17 protein-coding genes, 1 other RNA gene and 5 pseudogenes are annotated in these 21511 nt (G+C 42.7%); 8 read left to right on the top strand and 15 right to left on the bottom strand.

Annotated elements, in window-relative coordinates:
• Positions 1-5 precede the first annotated feature (5 nt).
• Positions 6-500: a ClpXP protease specificity-enhancing factor gene (gene sspB, locus GKR74_RS09935; protein ID WP_154603442.1), complete on the top strand. Its 495-nt coding sequence runs from the start codon at positions 6-8 to the stop codon at positions 498-500.
• A 65-nt stretch (positions 501-565) separates the two neighbouring features.
• Here sspB and GKR74_RS09930 read toward each other — a convergent pair whose 3' ends face one another.
• Complete coding sequence (locus tag GKR74_RS09930; protein WP_154603441.1) at positions 566-1942, bottom strand: FAD-dependent oxidoreductase; 1377 nt, start codon at positions 1940-1942, stop codon at positions 566-568.
• A 225-nt stretch (positions 1943-2167) separates the two neighbouring features.
• On the opposite strand from GKR74_RS09930, the gene arcB reads away from it, so the two are divergent.
• The 3 genes from arcB to mtgA all read left to right on the top strand — a co-directional run bounded on the left by arcB (position 2168) and on the right by mtgA (position 6125).
• Positions 2168-4513: an aerobic respiration two-component sensor histidine kinase ArcB gene (gene arcB, locus GKR74_RS09925; RefSeq protein ID WP_154603440.1), complete on the top strand. Its 2346-nt coding sequence runs from the start codon at positions 2168-2170 to the stop codon at positions 4511-4513.
• A 230-nt stretch (positions 4514-4743) separates the two neighbouring features.
• Positions 4744-5394 carry an isoprenoid biosynthesis glyoxalase ElbB gene (gene elbB / locus GKR74_RS09920; protein ID WP_154603439.1) on the top strand — a complete coding sequence of 217 codons (651 nt, stop codon included), beginning with the start codon at positions 4744-4746 and terminating at the stop codon, positions 5392-5394.
• Positions 5395-5402: 8 nt separating this feature from the next.
• Entirely contained in the window at positions 5403-6125 is a 723-nt protein-coding gene (gene mtgA / locus GKR74_RS09915; protein WP_154603438.1) for a monofunctional biosynthetic peptidoglycan transglycosylase, read from the top strand.
• A 57-nt stretch (positions 6126-6182) separates the two neighbouring features.
• Here mtgA and dolP read toward each other — a convergent pair.
• From dolP to GKR74_RS09895, 4 genes and pseudogenes are all read right to left on the bottom strand, one after another.
• Positions 6183-6764: pseudogene (gene dolP, locus GKR74_RS09910) on the bottom strand (division/outer membrane stress-associated lipid-binding lipoprotein).
• Between the two features lie 9 nt (positions 6765-6773).
• On the bottom strand, positions 6774-7364 hold the full coding sequence (gene diaA / locus GKR74_RS09905) for a DnaA initiator-associating protein DiaA (RefSeq protein ID WP_006659121.1): 591 nt from the start codon (positions 7362-7364) through the stop codon (positions 6774-6776).
• Positions 7365-7751, bottom strand: a complete 387-nt coding sequence (locus GKR74_RS09900; RefSeq protein ID WP_154603437.1) for a YraN family protein — start codon at positions 7749-7751, stop codon at positions 7365-7367. It lies immediately after the preceding gene.
• Positions 7752-7799: 48 nt separating this feature from the next.
• On the bottom strand, positions 7800-9479 hold the full coding sequence (locus tag GKR74_RS09895) for a penicillin-binding protein activator (RefSeq protein ID WP_154603436.1): 1680 nt from the start codon (positions 9477-9479) through the stop codon (positions 7800-7802).
• Positions 9480-9540: 61 nt separating this feature from the next.
• Here GKR74_RS09895 and rsmI point away from each other — a divergent pair.
• Together rsmI and rnpB are read left to right on the top strand one after the other, a co-directional pair.
• Positions 9541-10488 (top strand): annotated as a pseudogene (rsmI, locus tag GKR74_RS09890) (16S rRNA (cytidine(1402)-2'-O)-methyltransferase).
• An 8-nt stretch (positions 10489-10496) separates the two neighbouring features.
• An RNA gene (gene rnpB, locus GKR74_RS09885) (RNase P RNA component class A) lies at positions 10497-10870 on the top strand.
• A gap of 179 nt (positions 10871-11049) precedes the next feature.
• On the opposite strand, the gene GKR74_RS09880 is transcribed toward rnpB, so the two are convergent.
• Positions 11050-11964: a hypothetical protein gene (locus tag GKR74_RS09880; protein ID WP_154603435.1), complete on the bottom strand. Its 915-nt coding sequence runs from the start codon at positions 11962-11964 to the stop codon at positions 11050-11052.
• A 77-nt stretch (positions 11965-12041) separates the two neighbouring features.
• Positions 12042-12788, bottom strand: a complete 747-nt coding sequence (locus GKR74_RS09875; RefSeq protein WP_154603434.1) for a hypothetical protein — start codon at positions 12786-12788, stop codon at positions 12042-12044.
• Between the two features lie 490 nt (positions 12789-13278).
• Between GKR74_RS09875 and GKR74_RS09870 the strand changes: the two genes are divergently transcribed.
• Together GKR74_RS09870 and GKR74_RS09865 are read left to right on the top strand one after the other, a co-directional pair.
• Positions 13279-14181: a hypothetical protein gene (locus GKR74_RS09870; protein ID WP_154603433.1), complete on the top strand. Its 903-nt coding sequence runs from the start codon at positions 13279-13281 to the stop codon at positions 14179-14181.
• A gap of 495 nt (positions 14182-14676) precedes the next feature.
• Positions 14677-15765: pseudogene (locus GKR74_RS09865) on the top strand (4Fe-4S binding protein).
• An 85-nt stretch (positions 15766-15850) separates the two neighbouring features.
• On the opposite strand, the pseudogene dagF reads toward GKR74_RS09865, so the two are convergent.
• The 8 genes and pseudogenes from dagF to GKR74_RS09825 form a co-directional block, all read right to left on the bottom strand.
• Positions 15851-16621 (bottom strand): annotated as a pseudogene (dagF, locus tag GKR74_RS09860) (2-dehydro-3-deoxy-phosphogluconate aldolase).
• Between the two features lies 1 nt (position 16622).
• Positions 16623-17735, bottom strand: a complete 1113-nt coding sequence (locus GKR74_RS09855; protein ID WP_154603430.1) for a DgaE family pyridoxal phosphate-dependent ammonia lyase — start codon at positions 17733-17735, stop codon at positions 16623-16625.
• A pseudogene (locus GKR74_RS09850) lies at positions 17692-18858 on the bottom strand (amidohydrolase/deacetylase family metallohydrolase). The gene GKR74_RS09855 and the pseudogene GKR74_RS09850 overlap by 44 nt, the downstream one beginning before the upstream one ends.
• A 52-nt stretch (positions 18859-18910) precedes the next feature.
• The gene (locus GKR74_RS09845; RefSeq protein WP_036956154.1) at positions 18911-19561 is read right to left on the bottom strand and encodes a DUF4310 family protein; all 651 of its coding nucleotides are present in this window, start codon (positions 19559-19561) and stop codon (positions 18911-18913) included.
• A gap of 2 nt (positions 19562-19563) precedes the next feature.
• Complete coding sequence (locus GKR74_RS09840; RefSeq protein WP_004258184.1) at positions 19564-20355, bottom strand: DUF4311 domain-containing protein; 792 nt, start codon at positions 20353-20355, stop codon at positions 19564-19566.
• A gap of 26 nt (positions 20356-20381) precedes the next feature.
• Positions 20382-20678, bottom strand: coding sequence for a DUF4312 family protein (locus GKR74_RS09835; protein ID WP_006659132.1), 297 nt, complete (start codon positions 20676-20678; stop codon positions 20382-20384).
• Positions 20678-21043: an SFCGS family glycine-rich protein gene (locus GKR74_RS09830; protein ID WP_036956157.1), complete on the bottom strand. Its 366-nt coding sequence runs from the start codon at positions 21041-21043 to the stop codon at positions 20678-20680. The genes GKR74_RS09835 and GKR74_RS09830 overlap by 1 nt, the downstream gene beginning before the upstream one ends.
• Before the next feature lie 58 nt (positions 21044-21101).
• Positions 21102-21440, bottom strand: a complete 339-nt coding sequence (locus GKR74_RS09825; protein ID WP_154603428.1) for a transcriptional antiterminator — start codon at positions 21438-21440, stop codon at positions 21102-21104.
• Positions 21441-21511 lie beyond the last annotated feature (71 nt).

The raw sequence follows: 21511 nt of genomic DNA, 5'->3' as shown, positions 1-21511 counted from the left end.
GTCGGATGATGGAAATGGCACCAATGACACCACGTCGCCCTTATCTGCTGCGCGCCCACTATGAGTGGTTGCTGGATAACGATATGACTCCGCATTTGGTGGTTGATGTCACTCTTCCCATGGTGAATGTTCCAATGGAATTTGCGCGTGATGGGCAAATTGTTTTAAATGTTGCTCCACGTGCAGTTGGTAACTTTGAAATTACCAACGAAGAAGTGCGGTTTAATGCGAGATTCGGTGGTGTACCTCGTCAGGTTTATGTACCAATGGCGGCTATCATGGCGGTATATGCGCGTGAAAATGGCGCTGGTATGATGTTTGAACCGGAAGCAGCTTATGATGAGCACTTTGATGGGGAAGAGAACACAACTGATGAAGCACTGTCTGACAACATCGTATTGGTTCATGATGAAGCCACTCAAACTGAAGAGCCTTCATTCCCAGATGATGAGCCACCAAGACCACCGAAAGGTCGTCCAGCGTTACGGGTTGTGAAATAAACACAAATCGTGGCAATGAAGATTGATATAGTCAATGCTGAAAAGAGGAAGAAATTCCTCTTTTTTTATACCTGAAGAAAACTCATTATTCCTTCTGCGGCTCCACGCCCTTCGGCAATTGCTGTTACCACTAAATCAGAACCGTGTACCACATCCCCCCCTGCAAAAATTTTAGGGTGTGAAGTCTGGTAAGCATAATGATGATGACGAGGGGCAATTATTCTACCGCTCGTATCGCGCTGTATGGAATGTGTGCTAATCCACGGCATATCGTCAGATTCAAAACCAAACGCAATAATGACCACATCAGCAGAGTGTGTAATTTCTTCCAATTTAGTGGAATTCGATAGTGTGCTGGTGAAATGAACACCGATAAGTTGCCCCTCGGAGTTAGTGTTAACCCCAATGGGTTGTAAGTGAAAATGAAACTGTACGCCTTCCTCTTGGGCGTGTAGGACTTCTCGCGGTGTTGCTGGCATTTCTGAAGAGTCACCTCGATAGACACAACTGACCTGGTTGGCTCCTTGGCGAATAGCGCTACGGACACAATCCATCGCGGTATCTCCAGCGCCCATCACAATCACATTCTTATTTTCCAGTGATACGTAAGGATATCGGGGATCGTCAGCGTAACCTAATAAATGACGTGCATTGCCCACTAAATAAGGAAGTGCTTGATAAACACCTATAACGTCTTCGTTGAGGAGATTGCCTGAAACTGGGTGATGGGTGCCGGTTCCAATAAAAACCGCATCAAATTCATTGAGTAACGTTTCTAACGGGATATGTTGCCCAATCTCGGTGTTGAGTTTGAAGATAATCCCCATTTCTTCAAAAATGCGTCGACGATGCTGCATTATTGACTTTTCTAACTTAAAGGCAGGTATACCAAAAGTGAGTAACCCGCCGATTTCAGGATGTTTATCAAACACCGTTGCTTGAACGCCGTGGCGAGCCAACACATCGGCACAGGAAAGACCTGCGGGGCCCGCACCGATAATCGCGACTCGTTTATTGGTTTCCCTAACATGGGAAAGGTCAGGGCGCCAACCTTGTTCAAACGCAGTATCGGTAATATAGCGCTCCAAATGCCCAATCGTGACAGAACCAAAGGTTTCATTCAGGACACAAGCGGCTTCACACAACCGTTCTTGCGGGCAAATTCGACCGCAAATTTCTGGCAAGCTGTTGGTGTGATGACAAAGCTCTGCCGCCTCAAGAATTCGACCTTCTCCAGCTAGTTTTAACCAATTCGGGATAGGGTTATGGAGCGGGCATTTCCACTCACAATAGGGGCTCCCGCAAGATAAGCAACGCTGGGCTTGATGCTGAGCTTCAATGCCGCTCATTGGCTGGTAAATTTCCACAAACTCAATTTTGCGGATCGTCAGCGCTTTTTTTCGAGGTTCAAGACGGGGCGAACCCATATTTGAAGAGGACATAGGCACCTTTCCTGCCAAATTCTTTTACGGGAATGATATAAATTAAAGTTTACTTTGATAGCATTGATATAAATAGTGATTATCGTAATAAAGTTACTAATACGCGGGTGAATATCCCATTGTGACAGACGATTTAATGAGCAGGATCGATATTTCGTATGAAACCCCATCCGAAACAGCCCTGTTTGATATATGATTCAGTGAGAATTTAACTAAGGGGTGGTTATGAAAGTACTTCGCGGTCTTGCACAATACTATGTTGACCTGATGATGAAGCTAGGCTTAGTGCGTTTCTCTTTGCTTCTCGCGTCAGCGTTAGTTGTGCTTGCCATGATAATGCAAATGGCGGTAGCGATTTTTCTTCGAGGACAAGTCGATAGCCTCGATATGGTCGGCTCCATTTTCTTTGGCTTAATTATTACGCCATTAGCAGTTTATTTTCTTTCGGTGGTGGTAGAACAATTAGAAGAATCTCGCCAGCGTTTAACGCGCATGGTTGATAAGCTCGAAGTGATGCGAAAGCGTGATGCGGAACTGAATACTCAGCTTCAAGGCAATATTGAGCAACTTAACTTAGAAATTTTAGAGCGTGAAAAAGCCGAAAGTGCCCATCTTGAGTTGTTAGAGCAACTCAAACAAGAAATGAAATACCGAGAACAGACTCAAATTGAGTTCGAACAGCAATCTGTTTTACTGCGTTCATTCCTCGATGCCTCCCCTGACCTTGTTTATTATCGTAATGAAAACAATGAATTTTCTGGTTGTAACCGTGCAATGGAGCTGCTCACTGGTAAGAGTGAAAAACAGCTAGTCGGTTTAACGCCACTGGACATTTATGATGAAGAAATTGCCGCAAAAGTAATGGAAACGGACGAGAAAGTTTTCAGACACAATGTGGCATTAACCTATGAGCAGTGGCTAGTTTACCCTGACGGGAGAAAAGCCTGTTTTGAGCTGCGAAAAGTGCCATTTTATGACCGCGTAGGGAAACGCCACGGGCTAATGGGGTTCGGGCGTGATATTACCGAGCGTAAGCGCTACCAGGAGGCGTTAGAGAACGCTAGTAGAGAGAAGACCACCTTTATCTCTACTATCAGCCACGAGCTTCGTACGCCGCTTAATGGCATTGTGGGGCTTAGCCGCATTTTACTGGATACCAAGCTTACCAAAGAACAATCGAGCTATTTAAAAACCATTCACGTCAGTGCCGTCACCTTAGGCAATATTTTTAATGATGTAATTGAAATGGACAAAATTGAGCGTCGCAAAGTCCAATTGGATAACCAACCTGTGACATTGCCCGAGTTTGTGAACGATTTAGAAAACTTAAGCGGGCTACTGGTTCAGCCGAAAGGCTTGAAGTTTGTTATGGATGTCGCACACGGTTTACCGAAAACTATTCTGACGGATGGCACGCGTTTACGCCAAATTCTGTGGAACTTAATCGGTAATGCGGTGAAATTCACTCAAAAAGGTGAAGTTAAATTGAGCATCTGGCGTGAAGCGGATGACAAGCTATTTTTCCAAGTCAAAGATAGCGGCATCGGTATTCCTAAAGATGAATTAGATAAAATCTTTGCTATGTATTATCAAGTTCGCGATTCCGCTGGTGGACGTCCTGCAACGGGAACGGGGATTGGGCTTTCTGTATCCCGTAGGTTAGCACAAAGTATGGGGGGCGATATTCGCGTGGAAAGCGATATTGGGCATGGTTCAACATTTACATTGTCGATTATAGCCCCTGAAGTTGAGGCTGAAATCGAAGAGCAGCAACAGCACGAAGATGATTATCCGTTACCAGCGCTCCATATCTTACTAGTAGAAGATATTGAACTAAATGTGGTTGTGGCGTGTTCTGTGCTAGAAAACCTTGGTAACACGGTTGATGTCGCAATGACAGGTAAGGACGCGTTAGAGATGTTCGCACCTGGGGAATACGACTTAGTTCTACTGGATATCCAACTTCCTGATATGACGGGGTTAGATATCTCTAAACAGCTTAAACAACAGTATGATAAGGATGATTTACCACCATTAATCGCCTTGACCGCGAATGTCCTCAAAGATAAGAAAGAGTACTTTGATGCGGGAATGGACGGTGTTCTGAGCAAACCATTATCGGTTCCTGCGCTCACTCAAGTGATTGAGCAATTCTGGGGCGAGAATGCATCTTCAAATGACAAGCATGAGGAGCAAGTGGATATGGCAGAAGTTGATGAGTCAATTTTAGATTGTGAAATGTTAGAGCAATACATTGAATTAGTTGGACCAAAACTAATTTATGACGGTTTAGAAGTATTTGAAAAAATGCTACCGGGCTATTTAGCGATTCTCGATTCCAATATGGTGGCTAAAGATCAGAAGGGAATTGTTGAGGAAGCTCACAAAATTAAAGGTGCCGCGGGTTCAGTGGGACTGAAAAATTTACAGAAACTCGCTCAGCAGATCCAATCCCCTGAATTACCAGCATGGTGGGACAATGTGCAAGAGTGGGTTGATGAGTTAAAACAGGATTGGAAATCAGATATAGAAACATTAAGAAACTGGGTGGATGGCCGCACAAAAAAATAACCCCAACCTAAGTTGGGGTGCGCGAATACTGCGCCAACACCAGGGAAATCATTGATTCGCTTATAATTTTTATCTTAGGCGAATCATTAAAATGCATTTGTCACGACTCAGACGTTATCAAGATACCAAAATTTATCGAACCTGTTACAAGATTCATTAAAATCTGTGATGAAGATTGATGTTTGTCTGCTTTCGCTCTGGGGAGTAATTTACTACAAAAGGACGAAGATATGAAATCAATTGCGGTAATTTTAAGTGGCTGTGGTGTTTTTGATGGAAGCGAGATCCATGAATCAGTATTAACTATGCTTGCTTTAAGTAAAAATAACGCAGAAGTTCACTTTTATGCACCAGATGAATATCAAGCTACTGTAATTAATCATATTAATGGTGAGTTAAAAACAGAAAATCGTAACCAAATGGAAGAATCTGCACGTATTTCTCGTGGGAAAATAGCGCCTTTGTCATCAGCAGATGCCTCTAAGCTAGATGCCCTTATAATTCCTGGTGGTTTTGGTGTGGCAAAAAATTTATGCGATTTTGCGGTAAAAGGAAGCGAATGTGAAATTAATAAACAACTATTAAGTTTAGTACAGGCAATGCACCATCAGAAAAAGCCGCTAGGGCTGATGTGTATTGCTCCTGTCATGCTACCGAAGATGTTAAATACATCAGTGAAATTGACGATTGGCAATGATACTGAAACGATTGCCCAAATTGAAAAGATGGGTGGGCAGCATGTTGTTTGCACGGTTGATAACATTGTGGTTGATGAATATAACAAAGTTGTTACAACACCTGCTTATATGCTGGCTCAATCCATTGCTGAGGCAAATATAGGTATCAATAAGTTGGTTGAGAAAGTATTAGAAATGGCGTAATTAACTCAATGCAAAAGTTTGTTTCTCGCTTGTGGTATTGGTTAAAGAAGATCACACTTTCATTACTTGCCCTCTGGCTAGTGTCGGTTGTGATCTTCAAATTTATCCCTGTTCCCTTTTCTGCAGTGATGGTCGAAAGGCAGCTCTCCGCATGGATAAGCTTTAATTTTTCTTATGTTTCTCATTCGACTTGGGTGAGTGAAAAACAGATTTCTCCCTATCTTTATCTCGCTGTCATTGCTTCTGAAGATCAAAATTTTCCTCATCATTGGGGATTTGATCTTGATGCAATTGAGCGAGCATATAAACATAATTCGAGTAATAAACAGACAGTTAGAGGGGCATCAACAATCTCTCAGCAAACGGTAAAAAACTTATGGTTATGGGATGGAAGAAGCTGGGTAAGAAAAGGGCTTGAGACAGCAATGACACCAATTATGGAGTTGATGTGGTCAAAAACTCGGATCATTACTGTTTATCTTAATATTGCAGAGTTTGGGGAGGGGGTTTTTGGCGTTGAAGAGGCTTCAAATAAATTCTTTAATAAACCTGCCAGCAAGCTTTCCAGGCAGGAAGCTGCGCTTTTAGCGGCTGTTTTACCTAATCCTCATCGATTCCATGTGAAAAATCCATCTTCATATATTTTGAAAAGGCAGGCGTGGATACTTAATCAGATGAGCTTATTAGGAGATAGGAATTATCTGAAAAATAACGGTATAGGTGAGGAATAAGAAAAAAGCCATGAATTTGACTTCATGGCTTGGCTCTTTGTAACAATAGGTTACTAATTATAATCAATTGAGATAAGTAAATGCCGTCGTTACGCGACGAACGCCATCCGTTTCACTGGCAATTTTTGCCGCCGCAGCACCTTCTTGCTGAGTAAGGACTCCTAATAAGAAGACTTCACCATTCTCAGTGATGACTTTAACGCTGCCGGACTTCACTTCGTCACTGGCTAAAATCTTAGATTTTACTTTGGTGGTTAACCAAGTGTCTTTTGACGCGGTACCTAAATCAACAGGCTGACCTTGTCGAACCTCGTTATACACTTTTTCTGTACCATCGACGTTACTGGCGATTTGTTTGGCTTTATCTGCCCATGACATATCGGGAGATTGTCCAGTTAACAAGACATTACCTTTATACGCCGTTGCAATAATACGGGCTTTGCTGGTGATATCTTTGTCTTTGTTAAGTTGACCACTGACTCGGGCTTCTAATGTGCCATCATCAACTTGTTGACCAACAGAACGAGGGTCTGTAGCGCTTTTGGTGGCTACTGCGGCAGTACCCACAACAGCCGCACCAATACAGCCTTGTAAAAGAACCGCGCTAAACACTATGGCAAAAATCGGAAGTAATCGCATTTTGTCTCCTTAGTCGTTCTGATGAGGAAAGAGCGTGTTATCGATAAGGTCACACAGACAATTCACTGTGAGTAAGTGTACCTCTTGAATTCTGACACTATGCTGGGATGGAATGCGAATTTCAACATCCTGTGGCCCTAAAAGACCCGCTAACTCACCACCATCATAGCCAGTAAGTGCGACAATAGTCATATCGCGCGTTACTGCAGCTTCTACGGCTTTAATAATATCGGCACTGTTACCATGGGTTGAGATAGCCATTAATACATCGCCATGCTGGCCTAGCGCTCGAACTTGTTTTGCATAAATTTCAGTTGGTTGCTTGCTTCCTGAAATCGCGGTGAGCACGGTATTATCCGTATTTAGCGCGAGGGCGGGTAAACTTGGGCGCTCGGTTTCAAAACGGTGGATCATGCTCGCCGCAAAACGCTGTGCTGTTGCTGCGGATGCGCCATTGCCACAACACAAAATTTTATTACCATTAAGCAGTGACTGCACCATCATCATAGCAGCACGAGAAATTGCATCGGGCAGGGCTTCTGCTGCGGCAATTTGAGTTTGGATGCTTTCAGTAAAGCAAACTTTTATTCTATCTAGCACTTACTTATATTCCTGTTCACTAAGATTAAATGCGTTTTGAATCCACTGAAATTGCTTGCCGGTGATTGCACAGATATCAAAGCGGCAGGGTGTTGTTTCAAAACTTTCTTGTCGTTGAGCAAGCCAATATTGTGCGGTGGACAATATTTTTCTGCGTTTGTGCCAGTTTACTGATAAAAGTGCGTCTCCGTAATCACTATTCTTGCGAAAACGAACCTCTACGAATACCCAGCCTGATTTATCTCGCATGATCAAATCGATTTCTCCCGCACGATTTCGAACATTGCGTGCGACAAAAGCGAGCCCTTGCTGCTTTAAATAGGAGAGCGCTTGGTTTTCGTAATATCGACCAGTCAACCATTTTAATGACTTTTTAACGGTTTTCATGACATCCTTGTCTGAAAAATAGGCAGCAATAAAGCGACCTCGTTTAATTTATTGCGCAGGCTTTACTTGCCCTTGCTTGAATTGCAGCCACGGCAATTCACGATAAATAACACAGTTATCATGCACACTTAGCGTACCAGATGCACCGTTAACACGGAATTGGTCACTGTGTTGCTGCAAGTTATCGTAGTTATTCGCCAGTGACCATGCATCAATACCCATCGCATACAGGCGGAACAGCGAATAATCGTTATTCACTTTGCCCTGAGCTTGTTTGCGTAAGTTGTTGTTTGCACCAGCAAGTAATGGAACTTCACTGAATTTCACGCCTTCCATTTCGAAACGATAATCCGCATTTGAGTTCCCTTGGTTACTGCGCGAACTGGCATATAAAGCAGGACGCTGGCGGGAACTGATCGCCATATCGATCATCGGTTTGACGAGGGTTAATTCGTCGCGTGTTGCGACGATATAAACCGCATCAACACCGCCACTGGTTGGTGCCATCCCTTGGGTATCGACACTGATCGGGGTACCCGTCATGCGGATCCCTTGACCACGGTTGATTGATTCTTTTAAAGATGCAGTAGAACCGAATGTTTGCATCAGTGCAGTGCCACCGCCTTTTGCTTGCCACTCTTCGGCAAACGCTTTTGCGATGCGATCACCAAATGGGGATGCAGGCACTAACACTAACGGCATCTGCTTACCGTCTAATTTCATTTGGTTAGCGGCATTTTTCGCTTCATCTTCAGGGGATAAAGAGAAATAACATAAATTTGCACGCGGCTGTAATTGATTAGCGTCTAATTCATTCAGTGCCAATACATTGACGGGCGCATTCATTTGAGTAATAGCTTGCACCTCTGATTTCAGTAGAGGCCCAACAATTAAGTTATACCCTTCAGAAGAGGCTTGAGCGACTAATTGAGGGATCGCTTTACCTTGGGTATCAAAGACTTTAACGCTTTGGGTATTAGTTGGAGTTGCATCAATGCGCACGCTGGATGCAGCAACTTCAGAATTGGCATTTTCATTAACCGTCGCAGCCACTTCTTGGTAAATCTGGTCTAGCACATCATTACCGGAGTTTTGTGGCGCAGTCGGTGCTGCGGCAGCTTGAGATGCAGGGCCTGAAGGTAAACCTTTTTGTGCGTCAAGGAAGCCTTGCATGATGGCTTGACCAAAGACTTGGCCTTGCCCGCTCATCGGTAAAAATAGCGCAATACGTGGGTTCGCCCCGACTTTGGTAACGGTTCCTTGAACTAATGCGCTTGGCAGATTTTTGGCGCCTGGATTATGTGGGTAGCGAGTTTTCCAGTCTTCGATGCCAGTACGTAGTGCTTCTGGGTCATCTTTATTATTTTGGTAGATATCCAGAAGGTCGACCCAGCCCAGTAGAATATTTTCGTCAGCTTCGATTCCTTGAATCTGTTCTGGCTTCATCTGTGTTAACATCTGCCACAGAGAATCAATATTCGCCTGATGTTGTGCAGGATCGGTTAGCAGAGGTTCTTGGCTGATAAAAGCACGCAGGACATCCATTGATGGTTTGCCTTGAGCGGCATCGATAACGGACTGGTAATGGCTGGCATCAGAAACGCTAGGCTGCTGGGTTGTTGTCGAGGTTGTCGATGATTCGATTTGGCACCCTGTTAATGCCAACGTGGACAACATCGCAGTGCAGATTAATCTTTTTTTCAAATGCAAAAAAATTGAAGGACGCATACTGTATCCAATGGTGTATTTTTCAATTGCTTAATTTTAAACCGGCTATTCGGATGAAACAATGAATCAACCTAATCAAGCAGTGGTTATGGCATCTACGCTGTACATCGTGCCAACCCCAATTGGTAACATGGGAGATATCACGCAACGCGCGTTAGATGTGCTTAAACATGTTGACCTAATTGCTGCGGAAGACACAAGGCACTCAGGCATTCTCTTACAGAATTTTGCCATCAATGCGCGCATGTTTGCGCTACATGATCATAACGAGCAGCAAAAAGCAGATCAATTAATTAGCAAGCTTCAACAAGGGGATAGTATCGCATTAGTCTCGGATGCAGGTACACCTTTAATTAATGATCCTGGCTATCACTTAGTCAATCGCTGCCGTGAAGCAGGGATCCGCGTTGTCCCATTACCGGGCGCTTGTGCGGCCATCACCGCCTTGTCCGCAGCGGGTTTACCTTCAGACCGTTTCTGTTATGAAGGATTCTTACCTGCAAAAACTAAGGGACGCAAAGATGTTTTGCAATCCTTAGAACAAGAGACTCGAACACTTATTTTCTATGAATCCACTCATCGCTTGTTAGACAGTTTAGCAGACATGGTGGAAGTGTGGGGGCCAGAGCGCCGAGTAGTTTTAGCCCGTGAATTGACCAAAACCTGGGAGTCGATTGAAGGGCGCCCAGTTGGTGAATTACTTGAATGGGTAAAAGAAGACGAAAACCGTCATCGCGGTGAAATGGTACTCATTGTGGAAGGGTATAAGCCACAAACGGATGAATCGGCGATTACGCCAGATGTTATTCGTACGTTGGGTCTACTGCAAAAAGAGTTGCCACCGAAAAAAGCGGCCGCGATCACCGCAGAAATTTATGGTCTGAAGAAAAACCAGCTCTACAAATTAATGCTAGACCAGCAAGACGGCGAGTGATTTTTGTCCAAGTGCCCGTTTTGACGTAATTTGCCTGTCATTGAGTCTGTACAAGCTAGTGCAAAGTGCCTATAATTCGCCGCGGAGTTGGTCAGACAACCGCTGCTTTATCGTAGTCCCTTCGGGAGACGGGTAGAGGGGAGGAAAGTCCGGGCTCCATAGGGCAGGGTGCCAGATAACGTCTGGGAGGCGCGAGCCTACGACAAGTGCAACAGAGAGCAAACCGCCGATGGCCTGTTTACAGGATCAGGTAAGGGTGAAAGGGTGCGGTAAGAGCGCACCGCGCGACTGGCAACAGTTCGTGGCATGGTAAACTCCACCCGGAGCAAGACCAAATAGGGGTTCATATGGTGCGGCCCGCATTGAACTCGGGTAGGTTGCTGGAGCCAGTGCGCAAGTGCTGGCCTAGATGAATGGTTGTCCACGACAGAACCCGGCTTACCGACCAACTCCACAGATAAATAGAAAAGGTCTATAGCGTTCGCTATAGGCCTTTTTTATTATGTATAAAGCCTGATGTTTGACCACTCCATTAGCCCAAGCGAAAAAGCAATAAAATGATTGGCATTGATAATGCAGGATTTAAACCCTGAACAGCGCCAAATGGCGCTGGAGTTGTTATATAAAACTTGATATTTATAAGTCTAAAATATCAGTTAATATATTCATTCTCTCTCTATTTAATTTAATTACGAAATTTCTAATGTTTTTTCTATTTAAGTCATTATGAAAGATATTAATGATCAAGTTTCTTTTACTCTCACTTAATTTATTAAGTAGTTCTTCTATTTTATCTGACTCTTTTAATTTGTATTTTTCAATAATTTTATTCAGGAGCATATCTTTTGACATAAAGCTGACAAAAGGTGAATGTTCAGCTTGAGTATCTGGTATTGATTGGGGGAAAAGGTTTATAGGAGTAAAGTTAGAGGTGGAAAAAAGATTAGAATTACTGCCATTATTTGATGCCGAGGCATTTTTATTTATTCTCTTTAATCTACCATTTTCATTAGATAAGATGTTTATCTTATCATTTTTCAATGCGATTTCCTTTGTTTTCTTTTCTAGTTCATTCTTTAAATTATCAAGCTCTTCTGTCAACTGACCAACTCTGTTCTTTGATATTGTTATACTTTCACGCATTTCTTGAATTTCTTTTTCATCTCCGGCTACAACTCGATCAAAAGCTGTTTTTTCTTTTGCTCTTAATTCACTCAAATTAATTGAATTATTTAATGCTGCTTGCTCCTCTTTATAGATAATATCTTTTTCTTGGTTATTAATATTAACCAAACACTTTTTTAGATATAATCGTAAAGTAGGCATTAACAAAGCATAAAATATCGAAGTGAGAAAAGCATATAGTACAGTGATTTTACTTGAGTTTTCTGTTATATAATGTATTTTAACCAATACACCATAATCACTAAAAAGTGTAAATAATATTATTTTCCAATTAAAGAAAACCCATGAAATTCCAAAAGTAAAAAGAATAGGGTTTTTTACTTTTGATGTAAATTCTTTAGCAAAACTTTTAATTTCATCTCTCATTTTTACACCAATCAATCCATTGTTTTAAAAATATTTAATTAATCTTTTTTATTTTAAATGTATTGTTTTTTAATCTATTAGACCCATCCATTCTGTTTTAATTTTACCTCAAGCCGTTTAGCTTGTGCTTCATATTCATTCCGTATAGCAGTCATCTCATTTAATTTTAGAGAGAGTTCTCTAATTTCTTTATCTTTTGCGGTATTTCCATTCTGCTCTAAATGTTTTGTTAATTTTTCATTCTCAGAAGTTAAGTAATGAATTCTCTCTTGCTGCATTAAAGCTGTTTTTTGTAGCTCATTAATATTATCTATATTAAATTCTTTTTCTTCTTTTAATTCATTGATTTCTCTTGTTAGAGAACCTTCTTTATCTTTAGATACTGTAATTTGCTCTTTCATCTCCTGAATTTCTTTTTCTTTATTTGTTTTTGTATCTTCATAAGCCATATCTTTTTCAGCTCGCAATGATTCACGTTCTTTTTCAAGTTCTAACTCTTTTATTTTTTTACTATGTTCGATTGACATAGATATGTAATCAGAGCTAACCATTGCTTTTTGAAATACAAGGTTTAATGGTTTATTAAGAAATAAGTAAGCAGTTGTAAAAAATACAGGTATAAACCATGAGTTTTTTTCACTAAATGCAACTGACGCAATTTGTACTTTTAGCTGAACTGAATCATTGCCGAAAATTAGAACAAGCAAGGAACTCCAGTTAAATATACACCAAGAGATAACAAATGTAGCCATGACAGGATTTTTAATTCTATCTTTTGCGACCTCAGTTACAGCCTGTACAATTTCTTTTGCTTCTTCTTTCATGTCTGTGATCCATAAAAAATAATTGTCGATTATATATAACTAGTAATTATTTTAAACCTAATGATCTTGTTTCTTTGATACATTTTTACTTTTCAGAAGTTTTTCCCTCGCTTCATCTGCAATTTCTGTAATCATTTCTAGTACTACCTGCATATCACATGCGTTGCATGTTTATAAGCTACCTAGCTTAGCAATCACACTGATGCGCTCAAAGGCTACGACCTCTCGTAAAACATCACTCATATTCAAATACCTCATCTATATACTGTGTATTAATCCAGTATATATAAATAATACTTTTTTGGAGCTCTACACAATTAAATGTTAATAATATTAGTTGGTTACTTTTATTTTTAAAAGATTTTATTAGATTGCCTAAAGCCTAAGCTAACTATTCCATACCCCTAAAGTAAATTTATTTCATATGAAAGAGGTAGTTTAAAATATTTTGATAGATTAGAATTCTGTGCAAATTTTGATAGGGGGTGGTATGAGTCCGTATATTTCAGGTTTTCTGATATTCTTGATTATTTCTCTGTTTCTAGGAGCATTTTTTAGTCTCTTAAATACCGATAAATTAAAGCTAAATGATGAAAGCTTAGAAAAACAGCTATTATTTTGGTTTGCTATTCTATCGCCAATCGTTTTATTTCTTATTGTTGGAGGGTTTGTATGGAAAAATTACATTCCAGATTTAAGTGAGGAAGGTATATCTAAGTTTGCAGAAATTAGTTTTTTTCCTTTAGCTATCTTAGCACTTTCTCCAATATTTGGTGTTATTGTATCTAATATTCATAAATCTATTCAAACAGAAAAACAAATCTTAGTTTCAGAGAGTAAAAATAGATCGGATAGTTTTTACGCTCACTATAAATTTATTACTGAAGAGTTAGAGCGGATCAAATTCAGAATAGAATTCCCTGATGGTGAAATTGTTTTAAAAAATGTTTCTACCCGTTACCTATATAATAGATTTTTTAGGAATGCTAACCATAAAAATGGAGCTCCTGATGAAGCTGATCCTGATGCTAATTGGTTTCTGAGTGATATTTTTCACTCATTTTCTTGCCAGTATATTGATGAAGAACTTTTGGGTGATCTTTCTGCGGGGTATCACAAAATTAGAGCTCAAGTAATGAGGAGTACTTATACCGATTCAGAAGAAAAAATAAAAAGGTTATTTATTTCAGTCTTAAATGAGCTTAATTTTGATTCTACTATATTTGAAAGCAAGTTGAATAAGTTAGAAAATAAGTTGATGATTGAAATATTAGCTAAAATTCAACCATTAATAATGGATATATTTTCTATTGTTGGAATTAAGGATAGCGATTTTCATAAAGAAATGCTCATTGCTTGTAGAATAGCATATTGGGAGTTAAAAAAAGCTTAGGACTAATTCGTTTTTTACGTCCTATCCAGCACCTCCCCAAGTGCGATTTCCGTTTCTGATCCCTAGTCACAATCCTTTGAATATGGCCATTTCCGTGAAACCTCACACTCTGGCCACTTTCTGTGTTAACAACTTCTTTCCATAATGAAATCAACATTGGTTTATCCCTATCAGGGGCAAAAATTATCCCAGTAGGCTTGGCTGCATCCACAATTTTTATAGTCATGGCTCTGTCTTTAACCGTACCAAGAACCTCCGTACAGTTATTGTCAGAATTCTTTGGGGCTGAGTTCTCACCACTAAAAATAGACTCCGCTAGCGCTTCGTTTAACTATTCAGAAAAAACCTCCGTTTACTATCTTTCATTGACATACTTTCTAATCAATACGCCATACCACCGTCAACATCGCAAGGCAGTGATGCAAATCAATACGAGTGCTGGGGACTTAAATACAATAATGGTATTTGAAATGCATGTTAAAGAGATAGGCGGACATGGCAAAGAAACCCTCAGTACGATACCCACGTCGTCCGGGAACCGTTGGCGGAAAACTCCCTTGGAATGATTGGCGCAACGCCTCGACATGGCGGAAAGTCGTGCAAATCACGCTTTTGGCGATCAATATTTATATCGGCATTACCTTCTATTACTGGGTGCGCTATTACGAAACGGGCGGTGCGACGTTCCATCTTCCTCGTCCGGGAGGTATCGAAGGCTGGCTGCCTATAGCGGGGTTAATGAACTTAAAATACACCATTGAAACGGGTGGATTGCCTCCCATCCATGCGGCAGCAATGTTTCTCTTAGTTTCTTTTATTATCATTAGCTTACTGCTGAAAAAATCCTTTTGCTCGTGGCTGTGCCCGATAGGCACAATATCGGAATATATCGGGAAAATAGGGCAGAAACTGTTTCGTTTCCAAATCAACGTACCTAAATGGCTCGATATTCCCTTAAGAGGATTAAAATACCTACTGTTAGCTTTCTTCCTCTATATCTCGCTCTCCATGCCGGCGCAAATGATCCAATACTTTATGATGTCGCCTTATGGGATCATCATCGATGTCAAAATGCTGGATTTCTTTCGCTATATTAGTAGCGCCTCACTCATCACGGTTTCTGTTCTTGTCGTCGCTAGCCTGTTTATTCGTAATGCGTGGTGTCGTTATCTCTGCCCTTATGGTGCATTGCTAGGGATATTTTCTCTATTCTCGCCGGTTAAAATTCGCCGAAATGTCGAAAGCTGCATTGATTGCGGAAAATGTGCCAAAAATTGCCCATCACGCATTCCTGTTGACCAATTAATCAACGTCAGAACGGTTGAATGTACGGGATGCATGACGTGCGTTGAATCTTGTCCAGTGGCGTCAACATTGACTTTCTCATTACAAGCGCCGACTAAAAAACGCCAAATTCCGTTATCGGGAATGATGATGGCCATTTTGACCCTAGGTATTTTATTCGCCACTATCGCGGTTGCGGCTTACCTAGGTGTTTGGGATAGCCCTGTACCGGATAACTACTGGTTTCATATCATACCGAATGCCAAAGGAATAGGTCATTGATTCAAAATTAAAAACTAAAAATGCCCCACGGCACAAAAGTGAGTGGGGCATTGGTTGCTTTGTCATGGTTATGGCGGTAAGTACTTTAACGTCTCGCTAATATTTATTTTCTTATGTGCAGCTTATTACCACATCAATTTACCGCGTTTTTAACCATGTTTAGCAATTGGCGGACATCCTCTGGGCGGGTATCACCAGTAGTTTTGTCGATAATGGAACTGTAAATATGCGGGATGATTTTCTTCACGCCAGCGTCGAGGGCGATTTGCAGGATCTCGGCGAAATTTTCTAAATCAATACCGCCCGTTGGCTCTAAAGAAAAATCAAACTTCGCGCAAGCTTCTGCGATAGCTTTGTATTCCTCAATGTACTTCAAGCCCTGCATATTAAAGAACTTCACAGAATCTGCGCCCATATCTTTGAGCATCATAATGGCGGTTTCAATCGGCACGATACCATCGGGCGCTTGAGCACTTAATGGGCCTGTTGAAATTTTCACCATTCCCACTGTACCCGTTGGGGAAATCAACGCATTCACAAACGTTTCATTCTGACCCAGTAGCGCGCGGCTAATCGGTGCGCCCGTAAACACTTGATTCACATGCTGAGGTTGAACTTCTTTTGAAATCAGAGACACCATGGTGGACTGTTTAGGGTCGCCAGCACCTAAACCGACAGATAACGCATTATCCACTTCCTTGGCGTACGCCTTCATATCCGCAATGGCACTTTCAAGATCAGGGTAATTCTTGGATAACACTCCAACAACCACAAAACTCTCCGCCGCGGCATAAATATCCTTTGCGTTTTGATGGCTCCCTGCTAGGACGTTCAGGCACACACGGCCATGGTAAAAATTTGGTGACAACTTCATGTTAAATTCCTTCTACTAGCGTACGAATTTGCTGCGAAATGACGTCAAGTTGCTCGGTGCTGACGCTGCGAATATCGGCCTCAACCTTACCTTCATTGGCTTTGTACTCACGAAAATAAATCGCGGTATTGCCTTGTTTTAGTTCATCCATTATTTGGTAGGTGGTTTTGCCAATCGCTTTTTCATCGAAACTGATCTCGGCTCTGGCGATATCACGCCCAGCGGCATCCCAAACAATACGGGCTGAAATACCGGCTATCGCATTTAAATCTTTAAGGAATTTATCCATACGGCTAACCATCTGTGCCCCAGTTTCTTTGGTGGCGGTGAGGTACTGCTCGATAGCCAGTGTTAAGCCCAAAATGCCTTCTTTACCCACTTTCATGGCTCGGCCAATACCTTGAGATTGGCGTTTAACCCATTCAACATACTGTTTTTTACCAACAACCAAGCCGCTGGTCGGCCCTTCAATTGCTTTGGCGCCACTGTAAATCACAATGTCGCCACCCGCTTGGTAATAGGCAGTTAAATCTTCTTCCGCCGCCGCATCCACGATCAAGGGAAGCTGGTGGGCATGCGCGACTTTGGCCGCTTCAGCCACGGTTAACATGCTCTTTTGTACCGTATGGTGAGATTTGATGTACAAAATGGCGGCGGTTTGCGGGGTGATTTTTGCCGCTAGCTGCGCAGCGCTACATTCATTCGCAAAACCTGCTTCAACCACTTTACCGCCACCTAACGTGACCATCGTGTCCACGGGGGCACCAAAGTTCACGTTATGTCCTTTTGGCAAAATAATTTCACGAGGAACGGATTTGCTGGAGGAGTGCAAATTAAGCAGCAAATCCTCATCATCTTGCACAATCACCGCCGCCACCGCTTGAGCAATACCTGCAGAGGCACAGGAAACCACAACCGCAGCTTCAACATTGAGCAGTTGAGCGATGTACTCCCCGGTTTTGTTTACTAAGTCTTTAATTTCAAAATAATGGTTCAGCCCATACGCTACGCGCTCGACCACTTCAGGTGTTGGGGTCGAAACGCCTAAAATAGTCATACGACCGGAGGCATTAATAACGTGTTTTAACTGATATTTTTCATAGATTGATTGCATGTTCAGATTCGCCTTGTGCAGGAATAATGTGCTTTCCACCAACGATGGCAGCAACAGGAACAAAACGATGGGTACCGATGCGATGCTCGCCGTCGGCATCCGTCAGCTCGGTTGCCTCTTCTTTGAGGTCAAATAGCGTGATGTCAGCATCAAAGCCTGGTCTTAAATAACCTTTAGCAGGAAGCGACAGTAAATCCGCGGCTTTCTCAGTGACACAGCGTAAAATTTGTTCGGCGCTAAAGCCCATACACAGGAATTTCGTCATCACGAATGCAAGGCTATAAACGGGGCCATTCACACGGTTACGGTGATAGATGTCTGAGCTGATAATGTCTGGATAGGTGCCAATTCGCATGGCTTGCTCTGCGACTTTGAAGCTAAAGCTTTCACCGCCGTGACCCACATCGAGGATCACGCCACGGGCGAGGGCGCGGGCAATAGATGGTTTTAGGTAGCCATCATCCCCTAAAATTTTATTCGGTTTGCCATTAAAACAGTGGGTAATGATGTCCCCACGGGTGAGTAAGTCGGCGACTTCATCAATATTTGGCGGGTTATTTCCAATGTGCACCATTAATGGAAGATGGTGTTTTTTCTGCATTTCTTTAGCTTTAACCAAAGGCGCAATACCATTCTCACCAACTACACTTTTGCTCATACGCGCTTTCATGCCCACCACAAAGCCGGGATGGCGCTCAAGTGCGGCTTGAAAACTCGCATCGTCGATATTGTCCATGTTGGACAGCTCATTCTGAGCAATAATGCCAATGCGTGAAATATTTAGCAGAGAGAAGACATTAGTTTTGGATTGAGTGGTGAGCCGATAAAACCTGTCAATATCATCAGCGCCCACACTGCCCGCATCAACCAGTGAAGTGACACCGCCAGCGGCACCAGCGAGATCAGGTTCATCGAAGTAAATCGGCGACTCGGCAAAACAGTGGGCGTGAGAATCAATCCATCCAGCGCTAACATACAGCTTACCTTCAAGATCAATGATTTTCTCAGCGTGCTGATTGTGGGAAAGCTCAGGACCTGCAGCTTCGATTTTTCCGTCTTTGATTAGAATATCGATGATTGAACCATCGATACGTTTGCCCTGTTTGATTATTAAGGTGTACATAACGTCTCTCTTTGTTACCTCCCCCCAATTGGTATGGGGGGAGGAATGCTAATTAAGCGGCGAGTGGGAAGAAATACCCAAACAACATCGCACCTAAGATAGCGCCCCCGGCGACTGGTTTTTGCCATACATAGAAAATCAGTGAACCAATTAGTGCGCCAATACCAATCGGAATAGACGCGGCCATTGCGGCAAGGATAATCAATGGACCCAAGAAACGACCTGACGTGTTACCTGCGCCCATCATGACGTCCGCACCAAACGTTGAGTTCGCTTGTGCAATGGTAAACTTACGGGCGAACACGATAATTAAGCCGATAAGTACCCCAAGGAATAAGCCAGTGATCAGGGAGATCCAGAAGTTGGTGACTAAAATATCCCAGCCTGCGGCTAAAAAGAGTGCGGGAACGCCTAAACCAATACCGGTTTGCAGTGCGCCACCGATATCTAAAATCCCCACTAATGACCCTTCGATAATCCGCGCAAACAGGAAGCTTGCACCGAAGGCGGCGACGGCACCGTAAACCCCTGTATCTAGCCCAGCACGTAACATAGCGACGAAAGCCACTTCGTTAAATGCGCCGAACCCGTACACGACGTACATATGGGTACCTGCGAAGATCCCTGCAGATAACAGCCCAACAAAGATAGGGAAAGACCATTCCGCGTACCAAAAGTCTTGTTTATTGATTTCAGTTGTCATGATTATTTCCCGCTCAGCAGTCCGTGGACATATTCAAGCCACAGTGGTTTGTCTAAGTTGAAAGAGGTGATCATCTTCAGGTCAAACTCGCGGAAGAAGCCACTGAGAACGAACAGCAGAACAACAGTGATCATCATGGTACGAGTGATACGGTTCCAGCCATTGTCATCCACGCCTTTACCAATCAAGATCCCTAACACTAAACCTGGGATAGCGTTACCCATGATTAATTGGGCGCAACCACCAAATAAGGTTGCCCAGAAACCGGAACGACGACCTGCGTCCATCGCGGCTAACCAGAAAATAACGGGCATCACAGTGTTAACCAGCAAGTTAGCGGCAGGAACCAGCACGTTGATCGCGGTGGTTTGCAGCGCTGCGGGTACTGCGGACGCCGTGGTATTTAAGAAGGCGACCACTAATGCCCCGATAATGGCACAGGCAATCGCCATTTTTTTCGGGTTATGCAGGGTATCTGCCACGCTGCGGTTTTTAGTTAATAGAGCAGCGGCACCCCAGTTAGGGATGATGCGGTGGTCAACGTCTTGGGTGAAGGCACCCGCAGCGACCGATGATGCCCATGCGTTGAAGAAGAATCCTAAACCGAACGAGAAGTGTGATGCGGGGTCGCCCTCACACGCGTTTAACTCACCAAGTGTACGGAATGCACCCATACCTTGAACAGTTGGCGCGTGGAACATACGTGCCGCCCCTGCGCCTAAACCAAAGCCGCAGAGACCGCCGATAATGAGGGACATGCCCAATATTTCTAAGAAAGATGCAGTTTCACTCATGGAATTTACTCCAGACCTGATTGCTTTTATTGTTCTGTAAATGGAATTTCGTTGACAGAAAGTAAGGTAACATCCAGCGAAACGTCGAGAACAACGCGAAAATGTTCACGTTTGCGTGGCAAAAAGAGAAAGAGAAACTTTTCTGTCCGCGAATGAGAGTGAGCACTAACAACCTCAACATCCTTGGGTTCTATCCGCAGAATGATGTCGGTGCTGTTCTTAAGTACGGTTTTTTGAATCGAATTTAAGGCGTCAGCAATCGCTTTTTGCTTTGTGTCGCCTTGCCCTGTCACCCGTACGGTCGTTTCGATAGATTTTTTCATTAAGCGTTGCCGTATTTTTTATTAAAAGCTTTAACTAAGCGCTCGCCTAACTCTTCCTTGTCCATAAAACCGAAACCTAAAACATTGCAACCTTCAGCAATGGCGGTTTCTCCCTCTTCAATCGAACGCATCCCATAACGCGCTTTGTAGCCATATTTGGTTTGAGCTGTAATGGCGCCTGCACCACCGCTACCACAGAATGAAATGCCAAGATCAGCTTGTTCTTGGTTCATCACATCCCCCAGTTTCATGTCAGCAGCGACACCGGGAACAACGATGGCTTTTCCGCCGGCAGCTTCAACGCCTGCAGCCACTTTTTGCCCTTTACCTAAACGATCGCCGATAACAATAACTATCTGTTTCATAAAATATTCTCCAAGACCGAATGCTAAAAATAGAGTACTAAAAATAAGGTGCTAAAAATTAATCATTAGAACGGGCAACTTCAAAGTGAACGGAGAGCAAATAAGTCTCTTCTGGCGCAAGCCCTGGCAAGGTATCGACAACGCGTTGCGCTAATGCAATGGAGTGGTCCGAGATTTCATCAAACAAACTGATATCCACTTCCGGTAAGGCTTCACCGGTTTTGGCTCGTGCAACCATGGCACGTAGATGAGACTCCAGCATTTGTTGCTGTACATCCGTGGTGTAACAACCCTCCAGTTTGAGCCAGTCAGTAATCACTGCTAGCAGTTCTTGTGTGACCTGATGGATATCAAGGTCGTCTTCTAACATTTTGAAAACCACAACTGATTCATTCATAACTGTTTAAAATCCAAGGTAATATTTCAAATCAAATCACTTTTTTCTTCATGACTAATACCTTAATCGCT

This window comes from Providencia sp. wls1914 (assembly GCF_009706645.1).
GTDB classification, from domain to species: domain Bacteria; phylum Pseudomonadota; class Gammaproteobacteria; order Enterobacterales; family Enterobacteriaceae; genus Providencia; species Providencia zhijiangensis.
Note: the sequence above shows the minus strand (reverse complement) of the source record. Positions and strands in the feature narration are given on the sequence as shown.

Excerpts from the sequence above, each read along its gene's own strand:
- sspB (WP_154603442.1), top strand. The coding sequence starts at position 6 with ATGATGGAAATGGCACCAATGACACCACGTCGCCCTTATCTGCTGCGC.
- GKR74_RS09930 (WP_154603441.1), bottom strand. The coding sequence starts at position 1,942 with ATGTCCTCTTCAAATATGGGTTCGCCCCGTCTTGAACCTCGAAAAAAA.
- arcB (WP_154603440.1), top strand. The coding sequence starts at position 2,168 with ATGAAAGTACTTCGCGGTCTTGCACAATACTATGTTGACCTGATGATG.
- elbB (WP_154603439.1), top strand. The coding sequence starts at position 4,744 with ATGAAATCAATTGCGGTAATTTTAAGTGGCTGTGGTGTTTTTGATGGA.
- mtgA (WP_154603438.1), top strand. The coding sequence starts at position 5,403 with ATGCAAAAGTTTGTTTCTCGCTTGTGGTATTGGTTAAAGAAGATCACA.
- GKR74_RS09900 (WP_154603437.1), bottom strand. The coding sequence starts at position 7,751 with ATGAAAACCGTTAAAAAGTCATTAAAATGGTTGACTGGTCGATATTAC.
- GKR74_RS09895 (WP_154603436.1), bottom strand. The coding sequence starts at position 9,479 with ATGCGTCCTTCAATTTTTTTGCATTTGAAAAAAAGATTAATCTGCACT.
- GKR74_RS09880 (WP_154603435.1), bottom strand. The coding sequence starts at position 11,964 with ATGAGAGATGAAATTAAAAGTTTTGCTAAAGAATTTACATCAAAAGTA.
- GKR74_RS09875 (WP_154603434.1), bottom strand. The coding sequence starts at position 12,788 with ATGAAAGAAGAAGCAAAAGAAATTGTACAGGCTGTAACTGAGGTCGCA.
- GKR74_RS09870 (WP_154603433.1), top strand. The coding sequence starts at position 13,279 with ATGAGTCCGTATATTTCAGGTTTTCTGATATTCTTGATTATTTCTCTG.
- GKR74_RS09855 (WP_154603430.1), bottom strand. The coding sequence starts at position 17,735 with ATGCAATCAATCTATGAAAAATATCAGTTAAAACACGTTATTAATGCC.
- GKR74_RS09845 (WP_036956154.1), bottom strand. The coding sequence starts at position 19,561 with ATGACAACTGAAATCAATAAACAAGACTTTTGGTACGCGGAATGGTCT.
- GKR74_RS09840 (WP_004258184.1), bottom strand. The coding sequence starts at position 20,355 with ATGAGTGAAACTGCATCTTTCTTAGAAATATTGGGCATGTCCCTCATT.
- GKR74_RS09835 (WP_006659132.1), bottom strand. The coding sequence starts at position 20,678 with ATGAAAAAATCTATCGAAACGACCGTACGGGTGACAGGGCAAGGCGAC.
- GKR74_RS09830 (WP_036956157.1), bottom strand. The coding sequence starts at position 21,043 with ATGAAACAGATAGTTATTGTTATCGGCGATCGTTTAGGTAAAGGGCAA.
- GKR74_RS09825 (WP_154603428.1), bottom strand. The coding sequence starts at position 21,440 with ATGAATGAATCAGTTGTGGTTTTCAAAATGTTAGAAGACGACCTTGAT.